The 22865-nt window shown below is 58.1% G+C and carries 33 protein-coding genes and 2 tRNA genes; 20 read left to right on the top strand and 15 right to left on the bottom strand.

Features of this window, described 5'->3' with window-relative positions; translation table 11 throughout:
* The first annotated feature begins 1 nt into the window (after window position 1).
* A complete protein-coding gene (locus BLV09_RS07535) occupies window positions 2-1108 on the top strand; it encodes a lysine-2,3-aminomutase-like protein (RefSeq protein WP_433994411.1) in 1107 nt (368 codons plus the stop codon).
* Between the two features lie 70 nt (window positions 1109-1178).
* Window positions 1179-1430 carry a hypothetical protein gene (locus BLV09_RS07530; protein WP_100381647.1) on the top strand — a complete coding sequence of 84 codons (252 nt, stop codon included), beginning with the start codon at window positions 1179-1181 and terminating at the stop codon, window positions 1428-1430.
* A 30-nt stretch (window positions 1431-1460) separates the two neighbouring features.
* Here BLV09_RS07530 and BLV09_RS07525 read toward each other — a convergent pair whose 3' ends face one another.
* From BLV09_RS07525 to BLV09_RS37090, 3 genes are all read right to left on the bottom strand, one after another.
* Complete coding sequence (locus BLV09_RS07525; RefSeq protein ID WP_100381648.1) at window positions 1461-2033, bottom strand: HdeD family acid-resistance protein; 573 nt, start codon at window positions 2031-2033, stop codon at window positions 1461-1463.
* Between the two features lie 153 nt (window positions 2034-2186).
* A complete protein-coding gene (locus BLV09_RS07520; protein ID WP_146686824.1) occupies window positions 2187-3221 on the bottom strand; it encodes a PrsW family glutamic-type intramembrane protease in 1035 nt (344 codons plus the stop codon).
* A gap of 92 nt (window positions 3222-3313) precedes the next feature.
* Window positions 3314-3922, bottom strand: coding sequence for a hypothetical protein (locus BLV09_RS37090; RefSeq protein ID WP_167558552.1), 609 nt, complete (start codon window positions 3920-3922; stop codon window positions 3314-3316).
* Between BLV09_RS37090 and BLV09_RS07515 the strand changes: the two genes are divergently transcribed.
* Together BLV09_RS07515 and BLV09_RS07510 are read left to right on the top strand one after the other, a co-directional pair.
* Window positions 3819-4037 carry a DUF2061 domain-containing protein gene (locus BLV09_RS07515; RefSeq protein WP_100381650.1) on the top strand — a complete coding sequence of 73 codons (219 nt, stop codon included), beginning with the start codon at window positions 3819-3821 and terminating at the stop codon, window positions 4035-4037. The genes BLV09_RS37090 and BLV09_RS07515 overlap by 104 nt on opposite strands.
* 306 nt (window positions 4038-4343) lie before the next feature.
* The gene (locus BLV09_RS07510; RefSeq protein ID WP_146686823.1) at window positions 4344-4631 is read left to right on the top strand and encodes a hypothetical protein; all 288 of its coding nucleotides are present in this window, start codon (window positions 4344-4346) and stop codon (window positions 4629-4631) included.
* Between the two features lie 8 nt (window positions 4632-4639).
* On the opposite strand, the gene BLV09_RS07505 is transcribed toward BLV09_RS07510, so the two are convergent.
* Both BLV09_RS07505 and BLV09_RS07500 read right to left on the bottom strand, forming a co-directional pair.
* On the bottom strand, window positions 4640-5491 hold the full coding sequence (locus tag BLV09_RS07505) for a FecR family protein (RefSeq protein ID WP_146686822.1): 852 nt from the start codon (window positions 5489-5491) through the stop codon (window positions 4640-4642).
* A 328-nt stretch (window positions 5492-5819) separates the two neighbouring features.
* Entirely contained in the window at window positions 5820-6281 is a 462-nt protein-coding gene (locus BLV09_RS07500) for an SRPBCC family protein (RefSeq protein WP_146686821.1), read from the bottom strand.
* Between the two features lie 729 nt (window positions 6282-7010).
* Here BLV09_RS07500 and BLV09_RS37085 point away from each other — a divergent pair.
* Window positions 7011-7160 carry a hypothetical protein gene (locus tag BLV09_RS37085; RefSeq protein ID WP_167558648.1) on the top strand — a complete coding sequence of 50 codons (150 nt, stop codon included), beginning with the start codon at window positions 7011-7013 and terminating at the stop codon, window positions 7158-7160.
* A 252-nt stretch (window positions 7161-7412) separates the two neighbouring features.
* Here the strand turns inward: BLV09_RS37085 and BLV09_RS07490 are convergent, their stop codons facing one another.
* Both BLV09_RS07490 and BLV09_RS07485 read right to left on the bottom strand, forming a co-directional pair.
* On the bottom strand, window positions 7413-8120 hold the full coding sequence (locus tag BLV09_RS07490) for an outer membrane protein (protein WP_146686820.1): 708 nt from the start codon (window positions 8118-8120) through the stop codon (window positions 7413-7415).
* A gap of 418 nt (window positions 8121-8538) precedes the next feature.
* Window positions 8539-8613: transfer RNA gene (locus BLV09_RS07485), tRNA-Glu, on the bottom strand.
* 193 nt (window positions 8614-8806) lie between these two features.
* Between BLV09_RS07485 and BLV09_RS07480 the strand changes: the two genes are divergently transcribed.
* From BLV09_RS07480 to BLV09_RS37080, 3 genes are read left to right on the top strand one after another with little or no spacing between them, the layout of a single operon-like run.
* Entirely contained in the window at window positions 8807-9064 is a 258-nt protein-coding gene (locus tag BLV09_RS07480; protein ID WP_100381655.1) for a PilZ domain-containing protein, read from the top strand.
* Window positions 9065-9096: 32 nt separating this feature from the next.
* The gene (locus BLV09_RS07475; RefSeq protein ID WP_146686819.1) at window positions 9097-9348 is read left to right on the top strand and encodes a porin; all 252 of its coding nucleotides are present in this window, start codon (window positions 9097-9099) and stop codon (window positions 9346-9348) included.
* Window positions 9349-9369: 21 nt separating this feature from the next.
* Entirely contained in the window at window positions 9370-9522 is a 153-nt protein-coding gene (locus tag BLV09_RS37080; RefSeq protein WP_167558551.1) for a hypothetical protein, read from the top strand.
* Between the two features lie 24 nt (window positions 9523-9546).
* Here the strand turns inward: BLV09_RS37080 and BLV09_RS07470 are convergent, their stop codons facing one another.
* From BLV09_RS07470 to BLV09_RS37075, 3 genes are all read right to left on the bottom strand, one after another.
* The gene (locus BLV09_RS07470) at window positions 9547-10191 is read right to left on the bottom strand and encodes a glutathione S-transferase family protein (RefSeq protein WP_146686818.1); all 645 of its coding nucleotides are present in this window, start codon (window positions 10189-10191) and stop codon (window positions 9547-9549) included.
* A gap of 367 nt (window positions 10192-10558) precedes the next feature.
* Complete coding sequence (locus BLV09_RS07465; protein WP_100381658.1) at window positions 10559-11008, bottom strand: VOC family protein; 450 nt, start codon at window positions 11006-11008, stop codon at window positions 10559-10561.
* A gap of 1014 nt (window positions 11009-12022) precedes the next feature.
* Window positions 12023-12181 (bottom strand): hypothetical protein, encoded by a 159-nt coding sequence (locus BLV09_RS37075; RefSeq protein ID WP_167558550.1) that lies wholly within the window; start codon window positions 12179-12181, stop codon window positions 12023-12025.
* A gap of 529 nt (window positions 12182-12710) precedes the next feature.
* Between BLV09_RS37075 and BLV09_RS07455 the strand changes: the two genes are divergently transcribed.
* The 3 genes from BLV09_RS07455 (at window position 12711) to BLV09_RS07445 (ending at window position 14220) form a co-directional block, all read left to right on the top strand.
* Window positions 12711-12902, top strand: a complete 192-nt coding sequence (locus BLV09_RS07455) for a hypothetical protein (RefSeq protein ID WP_100381660.1) — start codon at window positions 12711-12713, stop codon at window positions 12900-12902.
* Between the two features lie 303 nt (window positions 12903-13205).
* Complete coding sequence (locus tag BLV09_RS07450; protein ID WP_100381661.1) at window positions 13206-13550, top strand: hypothetical protein; 345 nt, start codon at window positions 13206-13208, stop codon at window positions 13548-13550.
* Window positions 13551-14004: 454 nt separating this feature from the next.
* A complete protein-coding gene (locus BLV09_RS07445; RefSeq protein ID WP_146686816.1) occupies window positions 14005-14220 on the top strand; it encodes a hypothetical protein in 216 nt (71 codons plus the stop codon).
* A gap of 495 nt (window positions 14221-14715) precedes the next feature.
* Here the strand turns inward: BLV09_RS07445 and BLV09_RS07440 are convergent, their stop codons facing one another.
* Entirely contained in the window at window positions 14716-14946 is a 231-nt protein-coding gene (locus BLV09_RS07440) for a hypothetical protein (RefSeq protein WP_100381663.1), read from the bottom strand.
* 172 nt (window positions 14947-15118) lie between these two features.
* Between BLV09_RS07440 and BLV09_RS38460 the strand changes: the two genes are divergently transcribed.
* The 3 genes from BLV09_RS38460 (at window position 15119) to BLV09_RS07430 (ending at window position 16342) form a co-directional block, all read left to right on the top strand.
* The gene (locus tag BLV09_RS38460) at window positions 15119-15247 is read left to right on the top strand and encodes a hypothetical protein (protein ID WP_283806841.1); all 129 of its coding nucleotides are present in this window, start codon (window positions 15119-15121) and stop codon (window positions 15245-15247) included.
* Window positions 15248-15418: 171 nt separating this feature from the next.
* On the top strand, window positions 15419-15793 hold the full coding sequence (locus tag BLV09_RS07435) for a hypothetical protein (RefSeq protein ID WP_146686815.1): 375 nt from the start codon (window positions 15419-15421) through the stop codon (window positions 15791-15793).
* 255 nt (window positions 15794-16048) lie between these two features.
* Window positions 16049-16342 carry a hypothetical protein gene (locus BLV09_RS07430; RefSeq protein WP_146686814.1) on the top strand — a complete coding sequence of 98 codons (294 nt, stop codon included), beginning with the start codon at window positions 16049-16051 and terminating at the stop codon, window positions 16340-16342.
* Between the two features lie 145 nt (window positions 16343-16487).
* Here BLV09_RS07430 and BLV09_RS37070 read toward each other — a convergent pair whose 3' ends face one another.
* The gene (locus BLV09_RS37070; RefSeq protein ID WP_167558647.1) at window positions 16488-16655 is read right to left on the bottom strand and encodes a hypothetical protein; all 168 of its coding nucleotides are present in this window, start codon (window positions 16653-16655) and stop codon (window positions 16488-16490) included.
* A gap of 245 nt (window positions 16656-16900) precedes the next feature.
* Between BLV09_RS37070 and BLV09_RS07425 the strand changes: the two genes are divergently transcribed.
* The 5 genes from BLV09_RS07425 (at window position 16901) to BLV09_RS07405 (ending at window position 19658) form a co-directional block, all read left to right on the top strand.
* Window positions 16901-17146: a hypothetical protein gene (locus BLV09_RS07425; protein ID WP_146686813.1), complete on the top strand. Its 246-nt coding sequence runs from the start codon at window positions 16901-16903 to the stop codon at window positions 17144-17146.
* Between the two features lie 103 nt (window positions 17147-17249).
* Entirely contained in the window at window positions 17250-18011 is a 762-nt protein-coding gene (locus BLV09_RS07420; RefSeq protein ID WP_146686812.1) for an SIR2 family NAD-dependent protein deacylase, read from the top strand.
* A gap of 198 nt (window positions 18012-18209) precedes the next feature.
* Complete coding sequence (locus tag BLV09_RS07415) at window positions 18210-18878, top strand: cold-shock protein (RefSeq protein WP_146686811.1); 669 nt, start codon at window positions 18210-18212, stop codon at window positions 18876-18878.
* 152 nt (window positions 18879-19030) lie between these two features.
* Window positions 19031-19519 (top strand): DUF192 domain-containing protein, encoded by a 489-nt coding sequence (locus tag BLV09_RS07410; protein WP_100381668.1) that lies wholly within the window; start codon window positions 19031-19033, stop codon window positions 19517-19519.
* 62 nt (window positions 19520-19581) lie between these two features.
* Window positions 19582-19658: transfer RNA gene (locus BLV09_RS07405), tRNA-Pro, on the top strand.
* A 245-nt stretch (window positions 19659-19903) separates the two neighbouring features.
* Here the strand turns inward: BLV09_RS07405 and BLV09_RS07400 are convergent.
* The 3 genes from BLV09_RS07400 to BLV09_RS07390 are packed head-to-tail and all read right to left on the bottom strand — an operon-like array spanning window position 19904 to window position 21826.
* Window positions 19904-20500, bottom strand: a complete 597-nt coding sequence (locus BLV09_RS07400; protein ID WP_146686810.1) for a hypothetical protein — start codon at window positions 20498-20500, stop codon at window positions 19904-19906.
* A gap of 10 nt (window positions 20501-20510) precedes the next feature.
* Window positions 20511-21536: an SIR2 family protein gene (locus BLV09_RS07395; protein WP_146686809.1), complete on the bottom strand. Its 1026-nt coding sequence runs from the start codon at window positions 21534-21536 to the stop codon at window positions 20511-20513.
* The gene (locus tag BLV09_RS07390) at window positions 21533-21826 is read right to left on the bottom strand and encodes a hypothetical protein (protein WP_146686808.1); all 294 of its coding nucleotides are present in this window, start codon (window positions 21824-21826) and stop codon (window positions 21533-21535) included. The genes BLV09_RS07395 and BLV09_RS07390 overlap by 4 nt, the downstream gene beginning before the upstream one ends.
* A 152-nt stretch (window positions 21827-21978) precedes the next feature.
* Here BLV09_RS07390 and BLV09_RS07385 point away from each other — a divergent pair, with 152 nt between their 5' ends.
* Window positions 21979-22824, top strand: a complete 846-nt coding sequence (locus BLV09_RS07385; RefSeq protein WP_146686807.1) for a hypothetical protein — start codon at window positions 21979-21981, stop codon at window positions 22822-22824.
* Window positions 22825-22865 lie beyond the last annotated feature (41 nt).

Genomic DNA, 22865 nt, shown 5'->3' with positions numbered 1-22865 from the left:
GATGGGTTTTAAACCGGCTGCAACGTTGCGCGCGCCCGCCGAGCTCGTCGATCGCGGCCTTGCGCCGGCGGCACAGCTCGCCGATCTGGAGAAGGTCGCCGCGCGCTATGCGGTCGCGGTGACGGCGGACATTGCTGCCTTGATCGACCCCGGCGATCCCGACGATCCGATCGCGCGTCAATTCATTCCGAACGCTGCGGAGTTGGTGACGGCGCCCGGCGAGGATGCCGATCCGATCGGTGATCACACGCATTCGCCGGTCGCCGGCATCGTGCATCGCTACCCCGATCGGGTGCTGTTCAAGCTGGTTCATGTTTGCGCGGTGTATTGCCGTTTCTGTTTTCGCCGCGAAATGGTCGGCCCCGGCAAGGCGACTGCGCTCTCAAACACCGCCTATCGCGCCGGGCTCGACTATATCCGCGCGCGCCCTGAAGTCTGGGAAGTCATCCTGACCGGCGGCGATCCGCTGATGCTGTCACCGCGGCGGCTCGCCGAAATCATGGCGGACCTGGCCGCGATCGATCACGTCAAGATCGTCCGGCTTCATACCCGCGTGCCGGTCGCCGACCCCGCGCGCGTCAACGATGAGATGGTCGCAGCATTAAAGGTGGAGGGCGCAACGACTTGGGTTGCGCTGCACGCCAATCATGAGAAGGAGTTGACCAGCAATGCACGTGCCGCGTGTGCCCGCATGATCGATGCCGGCATTCCCATGGTGAGCCAGTCGGTGCTGCTCCGCGGTGTCAATGACGATGCCGCAACGCTCGAAGCGCTGATGCGTGCCTTCGTCGAATGCCGGATCAAACCCTATTACCTGCACCACGGTGATCTCGCTCCGGGCACGGCGCATCTGCGCACGACGCTGGCACACGGTCAGGAGCTGATGCGTGCGCTGCGGGGGCGGGTATCCGGATTGTGTCAGCCGGATTACGTGCTCGACATTCCCGGTGGCCACGGCAAAGCGCCGGTCGGCCCGAATTACCTGTCGCCGATAGAGGTTCTCTCAGGGCCGGATTCTTTTCCAAGAAAAGGTGAACCGGTTCCGGAATCACGCTATCGTGTCGTTGATTACTGCGGCGATGTTCACATCTATCCCCTGAAGTCGTGACTGACGGACGGAAGAAGTCAGAACCTGAGCCGCCAAGATCAAGTGCGTTTCTCTGCGGTGGAGGATTCAAATGCGAAGGCTGATCACAACAATGGTGTTCCTGACCCTGGGGTCTGTGGCGATGGCCCAGACTGGAAGCCCGGGATCTTCGACCTCCTCTCCAAATTTATCCGGAACGACGCGTGAGGCTCCGATCGGCCACCGCCAGCCACGCGCCGATCAGGTGCCTTCAGAGAAAAACCTGAGCGACCCGAACAATCCGGTCAACAAAGAGGACGCCGCCCTCGACCGCAAGATCAAGAGCATCTGCCGCGGCTGCTAATCGGCGCGCCGTCAATCAACGCGTTGTCGATCAACTTTTACGTGCTGCGAGCGCCATTCCAATCAATGTCGCGCCGCCGAACAACAGATTGATGCCGACCAGGAGGCCGACGGCCCAGAGCGCCGATCCCGGCAACCCCGCGATGATGATGGCGGCAATCAGAATATCCATCAGGCCGGCTACCAGCAGCCACGACCATCGCTCCGACAACTCGCGGCGATGCTCCAGAGCGTACATGATGGTGGCGACGCCTTCGGCGAGGAAATAGGCGCCGACCACGATGGTCAGCGTCAGCGTGCCCTGGACCGGCCGCGCCAGTAGGATGATGCCGGCGCCAATGGCCAGCACCGCCGAAATCAGCGACCACCAGAAGCCCGGCATTTGCCGCGCCCAGAACGTCAGCGCGAGCCCCGCGATGCCGCTGATCAGGAACATCCAGCCGAGAAAAATGGTGACGGCGAGACTCGCAAGCGGCGGCACGATCATCGCGGCGAGCCCCAGCACCACGAGCAGGATGCCTTCAAACAGGAAAGCCTGCCAGTGTTCGCGGACCGCGGCGCTCACTTTGGATTGCATATTGGTGATGTCTTGGGGAAGGGTCATTGGAATCTCCCGATGCCGGCACTGCAAAACGATCTGGAATGATAGTGCGTCAGTGCCGCGGGTCGGATTTGTGTGCGGCGCTGTTAGAGCGAAAGGCGAGCCAAGCCCAAAGCTAGGTCTCGAGTCTTGATCCTGATCAAATGGCTCGCAAGTCTATCCCTGACCGGACGCCGATGAAAAGCCCTGCGATGTCCCGCGGATCCGGTTGCGGCCGAGAATATAGATCGCCATGGTCACCACCAGTAGCGCGATGCCGATCGTGATCGATACCAAACCGATGGGGATGACGAGCGATACGTTGCGTTCGGGATTGACAAACCAGTGGTGGATCGACGTCAGCACAAAGGCGAGTCCGACAAATCCCGCGCCGCTGCCCACCACCAGTAACGCCCACATTCGCCGCAATTGGGCCAACCGTTCGCGCGCGGTTTCGGTGCGAGGGGCGTGATGGCGGCCGACGCGCCGCACCAGCCGTACCGCAAATGCGATCGAACTGAAGCCGATCAGCACGCTCGCCGAGCCCAGAATGAGCCGGGTGGTTGAACCGATGTCCGGGTTTTGCTGCAGCGTCAGCAGCGGAAAATCGAAGGCCGCGTGCAGTCCAACCGGCGCGAACAGAACCAGGAGCCGGCTCGAGATGCGTGCCCAGTCGCGGTTGTGCCGGTGCGCGCCAAGTGCGGTGCCGGAGCGCGCGATCGCGAGATAAGCGCCGGCGATGATGCCAAGCGCGCCGTGGAACGGCACGGTCAGGACGCTGCGCAACGCCGCCAGCGCACGCCACATGTCGGCATGCTGCACGAGATAAGCGAGGTTTTCGTAAGCGGCAAAGCCGAGACCGGCCGCCGCACCATAGACCACGGTATCCATCGGGTCCGCGAGCGGCCGCCGCCATGCCGAGACCGCGACGATAACCAGGATTTTGACGGTCTCCTCCGGCAGGGCAACGCCGAATATCGAATGCAATACCTGTGCAAGCCAGGGATTCTCGGGCGCCGCGAGGATCCGCAGGAACGGCGCGCGCGCAATTCCCAGCAGGGAAATGCTGGCGGCCCCGAGCAGGAACGCGGTCCAGATTTTGGGCGCGGGACCCGACCGCTCGTTTGCGGCGATGACAAGCCACAAGATCAGCAGCGCAGGCGCGATAGCCGCAGTTCCAATAACGGTGGGGAGGGACGCTAGGAGGTTCATCAGGAAGGCAAATGGACCATTTTTCCGGGTTAGCTACTGTTCGAAACTTGGCTATCAGTGCAAATGTTCCCGTGTTCGCGAGCCCCACAGGCTCAGCAGCCGCGACAGATGCCTCTTATCCGCTCGTTCATGATCGCGTCTTCCCGGCTGATCGAGTCCACGTATCCTGTACCGTCGACTTTCGCAGCCGGAGAAGCGCGCATGACCGGCTGCGAAGCCGCCGATGTCGCAACAGCCGGAGCAGTTCTATCGTAGCATGCCAGTCTGGCGGCAGGATTCGGTATCGATTTGCATTCCGGCGTTTGAGCGGTTGCGGTTTCGCACAGCACGCAAAGCGCCATGAATATGAAAAAGGCCCTCATTGTAATCCTTGTTTGCAACGGCCGCGCCACAACACAGCGTCTGCTGCAGGACGCATCGTTATTATTCAACCTGATCAAAGAGTTTGTCTGATTTCCTTCAGCAAAATGCACGCAATCGCGTGCCATGTCCATTGTCGAGCGTGCAATTTTTACATTGTGCGCATGACGGAGCGCGCCGCGCGCAGGGCGACGGCGTGTTAGGTTTGCCATCGACTGGGCCAGGGAGACGAATCGGGTGGCTTTATTCCGCGGAGTAGAAACACATACGAGATCGGTCCTGAAGGCCGTCAGTTGGCGGACCTTGGGGACACTGGATACGTTCGCGATCAGCTGGTTCATGACAGGCAAGGTTCAGATTGCGGGATCGATCGCCGGCCTGGAGATCATCACCAAGATCGCCTGGTACTATCTCCACGAGCGTCTCTGGGCGGCCGTCCTCTGGGGCCGGCGCTGATCGCGGGCCGAGCGCTTTTGCAAGTTTGAAGAAAGCTCCCATTTTCACAGACGTGTGACGAAGCGAACCGGAGTGTGCATGCGCATACCCATGTGGGCCCTGCACGAAAGTGAGGGGTCGATCGCCGGGATCGTCATTTTGCCCGGCAGTGAAAACGCGTAACTGGTGATGGCCCGTCGAGCCGCGAGATACACGACCTGATCCCGATCGCGCGAAGCCGTTACTTCGGATAACGATCAAAAGCTGATACGTTCGGAACCTCAGGCGAACAACGCCCCTTTGCTCTGTGCATTCCGGGATACGGCCATGAAAAGATTATCCATCCTTTGCGTTGCGCTTTGCGTGGGTTTTTCAACCGCCGCGTTTAGTCGCGGCGGTGGCATGGGATCGCATCATTCCTCCACGCCCGGAGGCGCCTTCGGCACCAGTCCGAACGCACCCGGCACCAATTCTGCCGGCACGGCTCTTTCGTCATCCGGTGGCGTTGGCGCCGGAAAGGAAAAAGGGCCGCCGCTAGGCACCGGGAACCCTGCGGTCGACCAGGAAGATCAGCGGGTGGCGAAGATGATCAAATCGATCTGCAGGGGATGCTGAGGCCACCCTCAGTGCGGACTGACCGACGAAAAGCTGGCGCTGCCAATCCCGCCACCGATGAGTAAATTTTGGCCGCCGTTGGGGGTAGAATTCGGACCACTTGGAAAGCCACCGCCGCCGGTGTTTGCACCGCCGGTTGCAGGTTGAACGCCGGTAGGACCACCGCTGCCGCCACCGCTACCCGCTCCGCCGATACTGCCCGTCGTCAGGGAGTCTTCAGCCTGCGCAAAAGTGGTTTGGCTGCACATGCCACCGCAAGACGCATCGAATGACCAGGACGATGACGATTGCAGCACGATCTCAATTCGTCCGCCGCTCGAAGTTATGACGGCCGCCTCGCCGACCTTCGTTAATTCGATACAATTGCCGCCTGCGCAAACATGGGCCTGGCCTTCCTTGAGGACCACGGTGTTTTTCAATCGTTGGACCAGGAAGTCGAGTGTCGTTCCTCGCACGCCGAGCGTCGCCAGCGGCGTGTTGATTGCGTAAGACTCTTTGGCCAAATTGCCTGTGATGAATCGGAATGACCCGAGCGTGAGCTTTACGGCGACATCACCAACGCCTTTTTCGCCGGCAAAAACGGCTCGATCGAGCTTCAACGTGGAGTTCGGACCCAACAGCAAGTTGGTGCTGTCACGCAGCACGAATTTTGCACTACTATCCGTATTGGTACGGACGAGTTCGTCCCGGACAATGTCGTCTCCGGAGATGATCTTGGAAATTGTTGGCTCAACCTGTGAAACGTCGTTCCGAACGACGACCGCGAGGCCAATTTGTTCTGGCGCCGCCAGCGCGGGAGGCGCCAGAGCAGCGAATAACGTAATTTGAACAATCGCCCGCAAATATGCTCGGCGCTTCATGTGTTGCTCACACTAATATCACAGTAAAATATCAAACTAATCTATCATGCTGGCCGGTTATCAGCGATCATTGTTCTGTCTAAAAAGAGGGCATATCAGGGCAATTCGGCTGCTCTTTGGGCATGTTTTGTTCTTTTCGGGCCAGCGTGGCGAGGGAGCCACAGGATGCGGGACAGGGTGCGCGTTGAGACCGATCTCATTTTGGGTCTCAAAACGGGCTCGAAAGGTTCAGGGACGAAATACCATGCGGGACGTGTTGAGGCAGCGTGATCCAGGACAAGGTGCGGTCGACCGGGCGTTTCAGGTGGGTCAATGTCCGCGCGAGACCTCAGGCCGGGTTCGCTTCGGCGTAAGTTTTAAGCGTCTGCATCATTCTCTCGTTCTCGACCCGAAACATCCTCTCGACGAATGGCATGGCCAACTTTATCGGTCCCTGAGGTGAGAGCGTGAGCTCTCGCACAAGGTGAACAGAAGAACCATCAGGTGTCAGCGTGTGGAGGAGTTTTATGCCGATCACTCCCAGCGCACGGGGTCTCAACGTCATCGGCTGCTCGAACGCCAGCCGTGTCGAGCGATCCATGATAGCGACCGTGCCATGCCTCGTGCCGAAAGGCCCGGGCTCTACATATGTCGTGCCGACGGCCATCGGCCCTTCCGAGATCGCAACCGTACCGTGGAACGCGGAGGATTTCGGAAGCCAGCGATCATAATCGCGCAGGTCAGCGAGGAGCGAGAAAACCCGATTGGTGCTCGCGTGGATATCCGCTTCAAATTTCAGTTCGATGTCCACGAAGAAGGTTTGCGTCGATTTACAGCGCTGTCAACCCGAAGGCAGACGGCTCCTTCCAGCAGCATATCGATCCCACTCGCTAGTCTAGGCCGCCAATCCAGGCGATCGAGCTGACGGAGACGCGGAGATCGCGCGCCCTTCAAGGGAGCGTTTGCAGACGAGAAGGAAGAAGCAAAAGTTAGGGGCTGACTGCGATCAACTTATTTGTCTCTTGATCGCAGCGCCCCCATAGCGAACAGCCCACCAGCCGCCTTCGAGCGGCTTTTTCCCGTTTTGGGAGTACCGATGCAGCCGGTTTTCCAGACAATGGATTGGGGAATCGACAAAATCGCAGGTCGGGATGACCAAACGCCTAATGCTGCTCCACTCTGGCGCGCCACCGCGCGTCGAAAGTATCCGCGTCAGTCGGTGCCCACGCCTGTGAATCTAACGGATTGCCAGGTTTGCCTGTGTGCATGCTGACAAGTTCTGTATCGGAATCCGGTTGCTTTGAAGCCGGCGCAGGCCACTCCAACAATGATTTCGAAACCATGCGTTTTCCTTCGTACCAGCATTTTCGCCCGTCGATGAGACGCCAAGACCAATACGCGTGAGAATTTGGTGGCATCTCGGCACTGCATCGTTGTTTCGCGTGCGCAGTTGGCGCCCCGATTGATAAGGACGTCGCGAGGTAACCGGCAAAAGTGATCAATGGAATGCGCTTCATCGTTGGAGCACCTAAGGACTACCGTGGCGCTGCCATCGACTTACGGCGACGACCAAATCAGGCCGATCGAGCACTTCCACCAACTTGTCGAGGAGGCGCTCATTGTCGTGGGGGCGCGGCTCAAGATATTCTTCCAAAATGCATTGTGCTTCGCGGACGGCCTGAAGAGCTAACTGTTGATCAGTCATCGCTTCTTACCCATTCGGCTCGCTAGAAAACGTGCGATTGAAATGAGAGATAAAGATCAAGTCACAATTTAGAATTATACACTCAATTTTTGTTACAATGGAACTCTCGTGCTGAGTCGGCCATAGGCTGATACGCGTTAGAGAGGACGCGTCCTTGGGTCGTTCCCACCGCGCTCTTCAAGAAAAAGCCCCGTGCGGTGCCGGGGCTAAGTCTTAGACGCACTTTGAATTTAGAGATCAGTACCGAGCCACGACCGGGCCGCCAAAGTGATAGTTGATCCCGGCCTTGACGGTATGGAATGCAGCTCCGAAACCGATCCCACCAGGAACGAAGGCGCCGAGATAGGTTTCATTGCTATAGTCGGCGTACATGTATTCGACTTTGCCTGACCAGTTGGGCGCAAACATATATTCCAGGCCGCCGCCAACGGTCCAACCCGAATGGAAATGGCTTTCGGAAAAGACGGTGCCGAAACCGACGGCTGAGGCCGAGATCTTGTTGTCTGCCCAGGCGTAGCCGCCTTTCGCGTAGAACAGCGCCGGCCCTACCGCGTAGCCAATTCGGCCGGTAGCGCTGCCAAAAGCGTCAACTTTTTCCGTGAGGGTGACTCCGAGTGCAGTATCGGAGTCGGAAATATCGGCGCCTGCGGCATCGGCTTCGAGGCCGAATACCCATTGGCTCATTTGCCAGTTGTAACCGATCGTGCCGCCGCCGAAGCCGCCATTGATGTCGTTGGTTGAGCCGGTCGCCGTCAGGCCGCCAATCGAAGCGCGCACGTGATCGGACCAGCCGTAGCCACCCATGGCTCCGATATAGAAACCCGACCAATTCACGCCCGGGTTGATGATCGGTGCCGGTGCCTTCGTATAGGGCGCAAGATCGGCGGCCGAAGCGGCCGTAGAAATCGCTACGATCGCGACGGATGCGAGAAAGAGGTTTTTCATAAAAAGTGTCCCCAGCAATAAGTTGCAACTTAGATGTGCACTTTGTTATGAGTCCGCGCTGTAGCAGAAATGTCACTGCGGTTGAAATTGTGATAGGACGATCCGCTGAGGTTGCGAGGAAGTAGGCGCGAGGAGCCTCCCTGCAGGGAGTTGAAGATCAGCCCTTCGGCTTCGCGCCTTCGCTGAAATGCCGAGCCGCTACGGGTTGCCCACTGCAGCGCAAACCGGCGCGATTCCCAGAACACGCATTCCCGCAGGTATCCAAGCGCGACCGATGTGTGAGGGCGAGGCCAAAACGCCAGCCGAACACCCGAGACGGAAGTCTAAATCCGTCGATGTGTTCACCGGAACAGACGTTCTCGAAAGTGAACCACTGAGACCGATTTTATTGTGTAAAATCAATGACCGTTTAGAGCGCTGGCGCTCCCTAGCGGAATCGAACCGCTCTCTCCACCGTGAAAGGGTGGCGTCCTAACCGATAGACGAAGGGAGCTAGACCATTGGCCGCTGGCCACGGCCGGGCAAACGTATAGTGGCCTTTGCGCGGCCTCGCAAGTCATCGGAAACCGGCTTTTGGGGATGAATCGGCGCGTTCCAATACCGAAAATAGCCTCATGATTCCATGCCCGTTGCAACGATTTTTAAAGTAGGGCGGCGGTAAAGGGGGGGGGTCAGGAGTACTCAAAATGGCCGCAGCAAACAGGAAACGGGAGGCGCGCAAATCGCTGCGCCAGTCCGGCTGGATCACCCTCGATGGCGGTTTTGCGGCTCGCCCATGCGTGGTGCAGGATATGTCGAGTTCGGGCGCCAAGATCACGGTCGATGATGGCAGTGCACTGTCGAGCCAATTGCGGCTGGCATTTTCGCGCGACGCCAGAACAGGACGCAGATGCGAAGTGGTCTGGCGCCAGGGAAAGTCGCTGGGCGTCAAGTTCGTCCAGTAGCAAAATCAGGTCGCACGCGATAAACAGGCGCGATGCGAACCATCTTCCTCGCCGTGCTGGTTGCGACCTTGTCCGCCTCGATGGCTTTGGCTGATCCGCCCCGTCGTGCGAAATCCGACAACGCCGTCCCCCCGGGCAAACTGCTCCCGGTAAAAGGCGCGGGCGCTGCCAATTCCTGCGCCGCGTTCGGTCCGGGATTCGTGAAAGTCGACGGCACCGACACCTGCGTGAAGGTCGGGGGTGCCGTGAGCATCGAAGCCGGCGGCTCCATGGGGCCGCGCTGAACGGCTGGAGAGCGAACGCCATTGCGACCAGAGATCATCGTCCCCGTCGTGATGTGCTGTGCGATGCTGTGGTGGATCGGCCGCGGAATGAGCTGGACCGCGCGGCTGGCGGTAACCGCCATCACGCTGGTCGTCATCATCTGCGTTCTGCTGTTCGAGCGGCGCGGCTTTTAACTGCACGCATCAGCCGATGCCACGCTACGACATCGGCGGCGCGACGAATTGCTGAAAGCCCGGACGGTCGGCCAATTGCGCAAACCAGCGCTCGAGATGCGGCAGCGCCGGTTTGCTGACGCCTTGCACGCCAAGCCAGCGGCGGGCGTAAGCGCCGATCGCGATATCGGCCAGCGTGAAATCATCGCCTTCGATGAAACGTCGCGTTGCCAGCTGCGCATCGGCGACCTGCCACACAACCGCTTCGGCATCGACGTCCTTCTGAATCGCCACCATGTCCCGCTGCTCGGCCGGCGTTCGTACCAGCGCCCAGAACACCGGACGATCGACCGGTTGCACCGTGGAGAGCGTCCAGTCGAGCCACCGGTCGACGGCGGCGCGCCGTTTCGGCGCTTGCGGATAAATTGGCGAGTCCTGGCGGTAGGCGAGCGCCAGATACCGCATGACCGAATTGGATTCCCAGAGCACGAAATCGCCGTCCACCAGGGTCGGCACGCGAGCGTTGGGATTCATCGCGAGGTATTCGGGCTCGTGATTGCGGCCGAACGCCATGCCGGCATCGATCCGCTCGTAAGCGAGGTCGAGCTCGCGCAAGCACCACAGCACTTTCTGAACATTGACCGAGTTGGCCCGGCCCCAAATCGTGATTTGTCCCTTATCGTCCGGCACGCATTTTTCTCCTGATCATCCCTTCGATTCCGCTGTCCGGGTCATAGCGGAATATCAGCGAAAAAGCGCGCGTCGCATGCGGAATTTCGACAGCGATCGTCTCAAAAAGCAGTGCTCTTAAAATTAAAAAAGGTGCTCTTAAAAAATCAGGCCCCGCCGGATCGCGACGGAGCCTGATTTGCGATAACCGCCGAGATGGCGATCATCAGCGGCCGAAGAACAACCACAACAAGATAATCACCGGTATCGGCACGCCGAGCAGCCAGAGCAGAATTCCTCGTCCCATGTTCGCCTCCTTGCATCCCTCAGTCGGAAGGAGAACGCGCAAGAGAACGGCTTGTTCCGGCAATACGAACGTAAAGAGGATTTACCAGTGCCCGGTGTTGGGCATCGAAGTCCAGGGCTCCGCCGGCGGCTTCGCATCGCCCTTCTGCAACAGCTCGATCGAGTGCAGATCCGGCGAGCGCACGAACGCCATCTGGCCGTCGCGTGGCGGGCGATTGATGGTGATGCCGAGCTTCATCAGGCGATCGCAGGTCGCATAGATATCGTCGACCTCATAGGCGAGGTGGCCGAAATAGCGATCTTCGCCGTATTTCTCCTCATCCCAATTGTAGGTGAGCTCGACCAGCGGCGCGCCGCGTCCCTTGGACTGTTTGAGCAGGCCCTCATCTTCGGCCGCACACAGAAACACCAGCGTGAATTTTGCCTTGTCGTTGTCGACACGGCGGACCTCCTTCAATCCCAGGGCGTCCTGATAGAATTTCAGCGCGGCATCGAGATTGCGAACGCGCAGCATCGTGTGGAGATAACGCATGTTTCTTGCTCCCTTGAACGTTTGGAGATTTTGCCTTGGGTTCGGGCAGGCACTGAATAGCAGTAAAAAGCAGCGGAGGGCAGGGGTTGTGCGCCGATCGCTGCGCTTCTGTGCCCGTTGCGTTCTTCGGCTCAAGGTTTTTTGAGCAGGGCGCCCCATCATTTCAATGAAGAGAGCATCGGCCGGTTCGACGTCGGCATTTCGTCAACGGCAAAGTGTACGCGACACGACGATCGCGACCGTTCGCAACGATCGGAGCGACGGCCGCGGCCCGGATCTTCAGACCTTGCATTTCCAGGTTCGTAGCCGTGAGCGTCACCTCTCTGAAGAATCGATGTGACGCTGATCCATATCGCGCGGCGCACCTGTGCTTGAGATTCTGGGCCGTCAAGATTTGACGGAATCGCGGGCTAGTGCATCCTGCGAGGCATGGGATATTTCGACAACTGCCGCCTGGCTCGAATGAGCGATGGCCATTATTGCTTCATGCGGGACCTCGGTCCGGTGAAGGGCGGGAAGGGCATGAAACACCATGAGGTCGTGGTGGACCTCACCTTTCGAGGGGTGATCCGGTTTTTCAGGCAGCTACGCGTTCATCTCCGGAAATCCCATGATCCCTCATTGTCTCATCTGGTTCGGGATCGGTTGGATGTGCGAGGGCCACCGCGATAGGGCGTGGTCTGAGCTTGGCTGTGTGCCTTGCTGCAAGGTGCGTGACGCCAGCTAACGGCTCAAGCCAAGGCTGCGATGCGTCGGCTCTTCAAGACAGGCACCCAACGAAACGCCAGCTATGAGGTGGGCAATTGCCTCGGAGAAGATCGCCTCGTGACCGGCGTTCTCGGAAGATCTGCGAACTCGGACGAATGGTAGATCCGGCCTTCGGGCGTGGTTATCCGGATGTCGTAGCATCCGCGCTTGGACAACTCTCTGGCTTTCCTGAGCGCGAGTTCGGGCGTTTTGCGGTTGACAGTGCTGACGCCTCGGACGTCGGTGCCGCTCACGGAATAGGGCATTTCATTTCTTCTTTTTGTTTTTCTTCAGCACGGCGGCCTGGGCCCGAAAGGCCTCTGCCAAGGTCATCATCTGCCGAGCGACAAGAGGGCTGGTTGCCCGCTGGGCAACCAACTGGGACTTGGCCGCCTGCTTCTTGAAGGCTTTTGTCGTCTTGCTCATGGGGAATTAACGGCGCCGCGCTTGCGCTGTTCCGCCCCCGAGACCCAATCTGGCGAGAGCTATTGGCAGGCGACCGTCCATGCGGTCGACGCGGACAAATTTTTATAAGAGAGCACAGCTAGCGAAAGCCTCACCTGGTGAGTGAAGCTTTCTCCTGAGAAACCAAGATTGGCCGCTTGTCCGGCGTGTGACCCCGGCAAACAAAAACCCCGCCGAGGTAGCGTGGGGGGACGCCGCGGCGGGGTTCACTTGGGGTTGCCCATGAAGGCAGCTGGATAATCTCATCTGACCAAATCACGTGCCAATCACGTGCCCGCGAAGGGCTAATTTGTCGCACCGCCACAGAGTCGAGACCTCAAGGCGGCTCAAATATGAGCCTGTAGCTGTTGGAAAAGCGCGGAACCCGATCCGGTTACCGGCTGGATTCCGCGGAACTCTCAATAAGAGGCAGGGCATGTTACCCGGAATCCGAATTGACTGCCGCTGAAGGGGATGCTGCATTGCAGTTATTGCAGTGCGAGGCGTATCCATGACCGAACTTGTGGACAGTATTTTGAAAGCCTATGGCCGCGAATTTGATGCGGAAACCCGAGCGAAGATAAGCCGCTATCTCGAGACTCTAACCTCAACCGGAAAACGGGATGATCGGCAATTGACCGCTTATGGTCTGGCCTATCTCCAGCAACTGGATAATCCCGACCCCCGCTATAGCGGCTGCTGACGGGACGTGCGAGGTGCTGCGCAATCGACAGCGCGGCCTGCATTGGAGACGAGTGCGGCAAGGCCTGTGATCCATTTAACAATGGATCTGATCAGATAGCCCTATGGTGCGAACAGATGCGCACTGTCGGCGGTGCGTAAACATGCCTCGTCCGAAAGGACGCGGTTTTGTTAAAGCGGTTCCGTGACGGTATGCGGCTGGTGCTGCTTCCGCCGCTGATGCGAGGATGACCAGCGATCACGCACTTCTCGACGCTGTCAGCGGCGGGCTGTATCATGCAAGGCCTAGAGAGCGGCTTTATTCATGAAGAACGGGCTCTACTCCATCCACACTTATATGCTTGACGGGGTGAAGGGCCGCGACAGTGGCGTGATGATCCTGCGCGATGGTGTGCTGATCGGCGGAGGGCCCTATTTCTGGACCGTCGGCTCCTACACCGTGGGCAACGGAACCTGGAAGGGGCAATTCAGCACCAATCAGCACACGCGCTTTTCCGACCCGTTCGCTCGCCCCTTGTTCGGTGGGCAGGAAGTCAACAGCGGGTTTTCAGGGACGTTTGCTGACGACCGCGCCGAGGTTTTCGGCACCACGCTGGTGGGGACCCGCAGCCTGACTTTTCGGGCGACCTTAAAGAAACTGGTAGATTGACGCACTGGCGGCGTGGATTCTTGAGCGATCGGCGGCAAAAGAAAACCCCGCACCTGGGGGTGAGCGGGGTTTTCGGCCGACAGCGTCTGGGGATTACAAGGGCGTGTCGCCGCCAGCTTTCGCGTTCAAGACATAGGTATCCAAACCCGGAAAACAACAGCGCCCCCTAAGCGGAATATATTCGCTAGGTGGCGCTGCTCTAACTACTGGGCCCTTAAATCCCCAGCACAAATGGGTCTAGGGATTGGGCAAAAGGTTCAAAAAAATCTGGGCTTAATTGCACTGCCCGGTCGTGTCCCAGTCAGGTCGATGGACGACAGGGGCTGTCGATGTCAAAAAGCTCGGGCTTTGCGCCCCGGCAAAATCAACCCAGAAAAATTGAAGCGAATTGTGAAGCGCGTCACAGACCGCCCGTAGGGTTATTCCGTTAGGTTAATGCGCGCATTTGATTGTCGTGGGTGCAATTTCCGGTGTTGTTGGTCGTATGGCCCATTCGTTTCACAACGCGGACAAGCAGACACATCGTCGGGTGATGGTGGTCGGATTGCTGTGCTGCGCGGCCTTCGTGACGATCAGCTTCCTGCTCAAACCCCAGCCTGAAAACGACCGCGTCCTGCTCAAAGCTGACAGGCTGGTCCAGACAGCCGGCAAACCAATCCCGATCAATTAAGCCGGCGGTCGCCTGATAGCGTCGTGAGCGGCTTTTCCGCATCTCGATCGCGGATGATCGCCGTTCTCTGGCAAGACCGCTATTGTCGGTCAGCCCGATGTTGCTTCGGCCAACGCGTTGCGATGCCGATAAATCCGGCGAAGGCCGAGACGTTGATGAGGGCTTCGATCCATTGCATTACGCGCGTTAAAGCGCGGCGCGGATTTTGGTTCCGGAATAGCTGGGTTGCTTATTGGCTGGGCCATCGGAATGCAGCATCCATCGCTCCTGGAATTTTCGTGCGAACCGGCCGATTATTCGGCGGCTCTTTCTGTTCCTGCAGCAGCCGAACGAGATGCGCCATGCTGGAATTGTCCTCCCGCTTCGGAGGCGGGGGCGGCTTTTCTTCCCGGCGCAATCGTTTAATCAATCTGAAAATCACGGCGAGTCCGTTTGAGTGAGTAGCTCCACTTACTCAATGCAGAAAACGATGACTCGTTCCTTGTGCGTTTTGCTTTAAGCGCCTTCGCTTTCCTGCGCGCTGGCCGGCCCCCGGTTGACCACACCGTAATCGCTGGACTTCTGTCCGTCGCCGTCGGTCACGCCGACTGTCAAGCCGAGGCGCAGTAATTCCCGGACCGCCGCGGCACGCGTCGGCATCCGGTGCTTGAATCGGAAGTCATCAAGCACGGCGAGTTCTTCCGGAGAGAGCATGATCTGCAGTCGTTCGCCCCGCATATCCGTCATTGGGCTGCCTCAAAGTTAGGTAAATGAGTAAGTGCCTAACTCCGCTCCATGCGCGCTGGTTCCATGAATTGCTTGGAATACACAAAGTGAGTAAAAAGCGAAATTAAATCAATTAGTTATTCATTGGGCAGTCATGTTGGAAGGAGTATGAGTAGAAGTAAGGAGAGCGCCGATGGACAACGAAACCAAACAGCCCCGGAAACCCAGGGATCCCAAACCACCGACACGGCCGAGCTACGAAAAAGTGGTCGAGAACGTCGACAAGTGGGCCAACAGTCCTGGTCTGCAACCGCCGAAGTGAAAGCGCACGGAAGCGGCGCTATGCGAAGCGAACGCAGGCGATGACGACTTCGCGCTGGATTATTTTACGTCCACGTCGTTTTACCGTGCGTCTCGCGGCGCCATAGCTTAGCCGGTTGAACGAAAACCGCCTCCCGACCGACCAAAGGGTCTTGGCAGGGCAGGTTCCGGCATGAAGCGGTTTGCGATTTTGGGCCCGACGGCGGCGACGCTGATTTTGTTTCTGGTCCTGTTGCCGGTGGCGGGCCTGCTCGAAGGGCAACGCATCGAAATCTCCGTCTCACCTTCCGCATTTCTCTTCTGCATATTCCCCGCGCTGGTGGTCGCATTGTTCGACTGGATGGGAGAACTCATCGAGCTGCCCTGCAGGCCGATCGGCGCAACCATTGTAGGGTGGATCCTTGCTGTCGTGGTCCTTCGCGAGACACGCGCGCTGCCGGATCTGCCGGGATGGTTCATGGCGATCGGCTTGTTAGGTGGTATCCCGGCGTTCGTCTGCTCATGGGTCGTGCTGACGATGGATAACAGGCAGAGTGCAAAAGCCTAGGCCGAGGCATCGATGTTTCATGGTCTAATGGTGATTGGCGGGTTCGTCTTGATCGGCTGTGCAGCTTATGGATTTTGGCAGGGCCTCAAACTCAAGCCGCACGACAATATTCCGCCTTCCAAGGGCAGCCGTTGGCGGACGTGATGTCCCGGAATCGGGCGTTCGCTGATGGTTCCCTGTAACCGTTGAGAGGTTCCCTGCAACCATCGAAAAATGTCGGCGTTATCTCGCAGGTTCTCAATGGAGGAGATGCGCATGAAAAAGACATTGGCAGTCCTGGCGACGGTCGCCGCCGTTGGCGCAACAGCGGTGACCGCGCCGTCAGCGCAAGCGCGCGGCTTCGGCTTCGGTCCTGGCTTGGCGTTCGGGCTGGCTGCGGGTGCTCTCGCCGCGGGCGCGTATGGAGCCTGGGGACCCTATTATTATGGACCCCGCTACTACGGCTCTTACGGTCCTGGTTATTACGGACCGGCCTATTACGGTCCCGGACCCTATGCCTATTACGGCGGGCCTTACTACTACCATCACCGCTACTGGCGCCGTTGGTAATCGAAAAGCCCGGAGCTGATGCTCCGGGCTTTTTCATGCGCGGTAGGAAAACAGGATGGAGAAGTGGGCAGTGACCCCATCACGACAGAGACCCCGCCAGGGGAAGGGCGAGGCCTTGTGAAGGGTCGAACGCCCAAAAGTTGCTCTAGGACCAGAACGGCTTGCCGTCGGATCCGTTTCGGGCGTTCTCGAGCGTCGTCACAAAATACTCTTCGCGCTCCCGTTCGAATTTTTCCTGAGTGGCCTTGAAGCTCGCAACGCGCGCCGCGATTTCTTCTCGCTCGCGAGTGAGGCGGTCTTTCTGTTCGGTCATGCGGTTTCCTTTTTTGATTCGTTGCCACGCTCATTGACGGAAGCGATTGGGGCGCGAATGCGGACGCGACGTCGCAGGATTGTGGTTACGCTCTTTCAAAATCGGCGACGCTGATGTCACTGCAACGCTACGGCCACACATCGGCTAAATCTCGCGTGTGTCCATGTTCTGAGGTGGATAAGACGCGTGCCGTCCTTGTGGCCCTCACGCCTTCCCGGTAGCTAAAAGAAAAACGGGAGGCCTACATGGCAAAGATCGATCTGGATTCACTGAATATCGAAGAACTCGTAAACTTGCGCGACCGCGCCATCGAAAAGCTTGCGGAAAAGGTCGCAACGCGACAGGCGGAACTCGAGGCTGAGCTGGAGAAATTGTCCCAGTACGGCAAGCCCTCAAAAAAATCTCAAGGCTCCGCTTCGACCGCGAAGGCCAAGAAGAGCGACGAGACAAAGGGCGACGAGGTCAAGGAACCGATCGCAGAGGCGGCTTGAAGCGACGCCTGATGCCAGCGCATGCCGTGTGATCTCGGCCCCGAAGTGGCAAGCTGGGTGGATATGCTATAGTTCGCGCGATTGAACTTTCGGATAATCGCGCATGATCGCATCGGACCTCCGCAGCGGTGTGGAACAACTCGGCGAGATGATCGCCGAGGCATCCGCCATTGTTCCCTTCACGGGCGCCGGCATCTCGACCGAATCCGGTATTCCCGATTTCCGCTCGCCTGGCGGATTGTGGACTCGCAACCGTCCCATACCGTTCGATGAATTCGTCGCCAATCCGGATGCACGGGACGAGTCGTGGCGGCGGCGTTTTGCGATGGAGCCGACATTTGCCGCGGCACGGCCCGGACGCGGTCACCGCGCGCTTGCCTCGCTCTACAAGGCCGGCAAGATTCCCGCGATTGTTACCCAGAACATTGACAACCTGCATCAAATGTCCGGTTTCGCAGCGGATCATGTCGTGGAACTTCACGGCAACACCACTTACGCTCGCTGCATCGGGTGTGGTCGGGCCTACGAACTGCCGTGGGTCAGGCAGCGTTTCGATACGACGGGAGCCGCGCCCGACTGCGCCGACTGCGAAGAGCCGGTCAAGACCGCGACCATCTCGTTCGGTCAGGCGATGCCGGAGGATGCGATGCGCCGCGCCACTGAGCTTGCGCAGCAATGCGACCTCTTCCTTGCGATTGGATCGTCGCTGGTGGTGTGGCCGGCCGCGGGCTTTCCGCTGCTGGCCAAGAACAACGGCGCCAGGCTGGTGATCATCAACAACGAGCCCACAGAACAGGACGATATCGCCGATCTGGTCATCCGGCACGACATCGGCGAGACCCTTGGGCCGTTCGTCGGCAACTGACGCCGACTGATTCGTTGCTGTGCAAGACTGTTCATAGCTCCCGGCAGATTCGTTTTTTAGCTATGCGCGGCAGGCGGGAGTGTTATCTTTTGACTCGAGAGATTCGCGTGATGTCGTCGTGAATTGTCATAGATGAGCGCGTGAGCGGCACCATCTTGGTCAAGGATGGGCTAGAGATAATGTGTGGGGTCCGGGGTCATGGGGTCGGACGGATTTGAGTCCAAGAAGTTGGGAGGCCTGTCGTCGAGCGCGACTGGCCCAAACCGTAGACTTGGGACAAGCGAATTTGCAGGCGGCTCTGACCGTGACCCGGCGATTGATGCGCTATCGGGTCTTGGTGACAGCGCAGCTAACCTCGTCGAAATCAGCGGCGTCATCAAATGGTTCGATGCGTCGAAGGGTTATGGCTTCATCGTTCCCGACAATGGTTGGCCGGATGTGCTGCTGCACGTCACGGTGCTCAGGCGTGATGGATACCAGACGGCCTATGAGGGCGCGCGGCTGGTCTGCGAGTGCGTGCAGCGGGCGAAAGGTTATCAGGCGTTCCGGATCCTCTCGATGGATGAGTCGACGGCGATCCACCCTGCGCAAATGCTGCCGCCGCGGACTCACGTAAGCGTTACCCCGACCAGCGGCCTTGAGCGGGCGCAGGTCAAATGGTTCAATCGGCTGCGCGGGTTTGGCTTCCTGACCTGCGGCGAGGGGACACCGGATATTTTCGTCCACATGGAAACATTGCGCCGCTTCGGAATGACCGAGCTGCGCCCTGGCCAGTACGTGCTGGTCCGGTTCGGACCCGGCTCCAAGGGGATGATGGCGGCCGAAATCCAGCCGGAGAACGGCTCGCCGGGCCTGTCGTCGCATTAATCGCACGACACTTCCACGTTACTCGCCTGAATTCATTGACCGATACCGGCCAAAATGGTGTCGCCGAAGTACCGGTCGTCTGGTATTTGCCATGATCGTTCGGCTAGGGTCCGGCCGGGCGAAATCCTTCACGGCTGGGTAAAGTGGTGTCCATGAATTTTGATCGGGTTGTTGGTAGGTCTCGCCTGCGGGCTTGGCTTTGGATTGTAGTGTGCGCCGTTGCGCTCTGTGCATTTAGCGCCCCTGGCGCACGGGCGGCGAGCGTTCAGCCGCTCGAGATCGTGACCAAATCCGGCGTCCACGTCTTCTCGGTCGAGATGGCGACGACTGAGGAAGAAAAGACCACCGGCCTGATGTACCGCAAGGAATTGGCTGATGGGAAGGGGATGCTGTTCGACTTCTCGCCGGAACAGGAGGTGTCGATGTGGATGAAAAACACCTACATTTCCCTCGACATGATTTTCATCCGGGCCGATGGCCGGATCCTGCGAATTGCTGAAAATACCGAGCCGCTATCGACCAAGATCATCCCGTCAGGGGGGCTCGCGAAAGGGGTGCTGGAGGTGATCGCCGGCACCGCTCAGAAATACGGGATCAAGCCCGGGGATCGCGTGGCGCACCCGCTTTTCAACGGCCATTGAGGGCGAGCGGCTCCTTGCTGGCCCGGTCTTAAGCGTGTATCTGACGTCCTTTCCCAGACCATCGGGGTATAGCGCAGCCTGGTAGCGCGGCAGTTTTGGGTACTGCAGGTCGTTGGTTCGAATCCAGCTGCCCCGACCAAATAATTAGTATTTTCAGGCACTTACAAGCAGTCCCGCGACGCGGCAGTATCCCGGCCTCCCGTGGGCCTCTTTTTTAAATCAGTTACGTCCGCGCACGGCCGCAGCGCTCTCGATTTCCATAGCGGATTTTTTCGAGTGCCGTCACGTGGAGAGCGACCTCCAAAGCCGCTATCCGCAGGACATCGCACTAAGTCGAAATAGCCCGATGCGGTTAGGCGAGGGCAACCACCGCACCAAGTGGCGCTAGCTAGGTATCAGGCCGTCGGCAGGATTCCATTTCGCCGTGAAGAAGGGCGGCTTCTTAGGCGGGACCGGCATGCGTTCAACATGAGCTTTAATCAGCTTCGAGCGCACTTGGCCCTCCCAATTGAGATACGAGAGAAGCGCGCGGACGAACTCGAAATAAGTTTCCTGCTGAAGGAGTAATGGTTCGTCAATAAAAAAGAACGTCAACTTGCCAAGGTCATTGACCGGCTGATCTTCGTCGGCCAGTTCCTCTAATGACACATAACAGAGGCGCTTTCCTTGAACGGGGTCATGCCAATACGCGTGAGCGTATTTGTTTCTGATCCTCCTGCAGTAATCGAAGGCGTCGATCATTATCTCAAATTCGTCACCGAGCCCAAGCGTCGTATATGGAACGCGTCCCAGTGCATCAGCGATCTGAATCCGGCTCAGTTCACCCCGCACCCTGAACATCGTCTTTAGGGTCGAGTTCATGTCCCTGCCGCGCGCCATCTGGACACAATTGAGAAGGTCCAGCTCGATCTCGCCGTAGTCCACCAGGATTCGACCAACGACAGCCATTTCCTTTGGAAATTTGTGGTGGATGGGAAACATCGAAGAGGTCCTATAGCGGGGGATTTATGTAGGAGATGGCCATTAGGCCATCTTGGAAAAACCTCTCGATCTTCATTAGCTCGACCATATCGTTCCCAGAAAGAGTATTTCGTAGCGGTCGGCTAGACGCTCCGACGATCGCGTTTCTGATTTTATAACCCGGATTCAACAGGAATGATTCGTTGGCGCCGATGGTAGCCGCGCCATCCGGGCCGATCAGGAACAGCTTGAGCCCGCTGTTTTCGATGGCATCGAAAATGATCTTGTTGATGTGGGCATCCGCAAAGCTGTAGCCGATGACCATGAGCCTCGCATTCTGCATGTTGAGCCGCAATTTGAATTGCTCGTGGTAAGCCTCCAACAGCGGGTGTTTGGCGATATCCGCTTCTTTGTCGCCACCGAGAATAAGCATCATGTTGCGACCGTCTTGGATGTCGATCGATCCATGAAGCTTGATATAAGGCTGGAGATTTGGAACGGGCACAAAATCCTCGGCTGCTTTGTACAGGGGGATTTGCGAGGCCACGCTACCGAAGGTCAGCGTGTCATATGCCTCCACAAGGCCTGGCCGATACGCTCCTATATTCCTCGGACCTTGGTACGTGTTTTTTGCGAAGTCGTCCCGCCCAACCATCGGCAGGTAGTGTGTCTCCAGCAAAGTGTCCTGGTTGAGAGTAAAAATCGCGTCAAACCGGCTCAAGAAGCGGATAACCCCAAGGCGCTTGTCGTCAAACTGGTTGTCGAAGGTGGATTGACTGAACGCCAGCCACATGTCCCCGAACATCCGTCGTACCGCCGTGGTCATATTGGTGAGGTCTTGCTCGACCTGCGGCGAGTAGTTCTCCTCGTATTCTTTTCTCAGCCGCGCGAGGGTCGTCTCAAACCCCCATTTCTTGGCATGGTCAACCCAAAGCACCCGGCGCAGATCCTCGTCGTGCTCGGTGACGCCAAGGAGATAATCAAAGGCCTCTCTGGCAAGATATCCGCCCCAATTGTAGGAAAAGCCGGCGCCCGTCAGGAGGAAATGGGGGATCATCCGTGATGGGCTCCGTAGATTGTGGCGCCAAGCTGGAGCACGAAGCCAGCGAACATGAAGAAAAAGCCTACTTGCGATAGCCTTCGGTAGGTCTTCTGCGTCTCTTGGAGGTCCTTCCGGGCTTGGCCAAGTGTTCGACCGTCGGGTAGTCGATTGTTGACTTCGAGCAGAAGACCGCCGATGGCGGAAGGCGGCTGTGGGAAGCCAAAAAAGAAGACGATTCCGACACCAATCATATTGAGGACAAGTCCAACGCCATTCGTCCAAGCGACGATCATTGCCGCATCCATGTTTCCCCCAGGACTTTAGAAGGCCGTTTCAGGCCAATATCACCTTTCGCGCTCTCGTTGTAGCCGGAGGCTCTATCTTCCAAGCCGAGAATGGAGGTGTTAGCGTTGGCTAGCAGCCGGGATTGAGTCTCGGCTTTTTTGTTGGTGAGACCATGGACAAGGTCAGGGACATTTTCTCCTACTTCGTTGCTGCGATGGCGATGTTTGCAATGCTAGGCGCCGTCTATCAGGCCTTTAACAACCAGAAGGGCTCAGCCCTTACGCTCGGCACAATATTTCTGGTCGGGACGCTGATTGTCTTCTTGCCGAATGTGGAGTTCATAAAAACGCTTGGCGTCGAGGCAAGGCTGCGCAAGACCGTGACGGAAGCTGTAGCCACTCTCGCGAGCCTTAAGCGCCTTGCGGAGATTTCGGCTCGTGCAAGCTATCTCACGATCGCTTGGGGCAATCGAATGGGAACACCCCCAGCACGCGATAAACAGGCAGTCTTGGATGAGATCGACGCCCAGCTTGCCGAGCTTAAGGTGCCTACGGATGAGGTCGCCAAAATCCAGCTCCCATTCGTGAAGATGGTCCGAGTCGACTTCTTTTTCCTGTTTCAGGGTGTCCTAAACCAGTACGCAACGATTATTAATTCGAAGCTTGTGGACGACGTTCACCAGGCGCAAGACACAAGCGCGGCTAGCGCGGTGGTGATGCATCACTCGGATTTAATTACGGCCTGGACGAAGCGGACGAAAAAGGAAGATCCTGGGGCTGACCTCGAAAAGCAAACGCTTGAGGACTTGCTAAACGATTACATGCCCAAGAGTGGTGAATGGCTCAGTGACAAGGAACTGGCGGTCTTCCAAAAGTTCAAGGCTGAAATTGTAAGGTTGAACGCCGATTGCGAGAAAAAGGGTGGCTACACCGCCGAAGCTGTCACCTACTACGATCGATATTCAGGTGACCACAATATCGATAAAGCGAAGCAGTTGAGGAACGAAGTGTTGCAGTGATGCCAGGATTGGCTGCGGGGAGGCGGGAGCTTCCGAAAGGC

The sequence above is a fragment of the Bradyrhizobium canariense genome, from assembly GCF_900105125.1.
GTDB lineage: Bacteria > Pseudomonadota > Alphaproteobacteria > Rhizobiales > Xanthobacteraceae > Bradyrhizobium > Bradyrhizobium canariense_A.
This window is presented reverse-complemented; position numbering and strand designations above follow the sequence as displayed.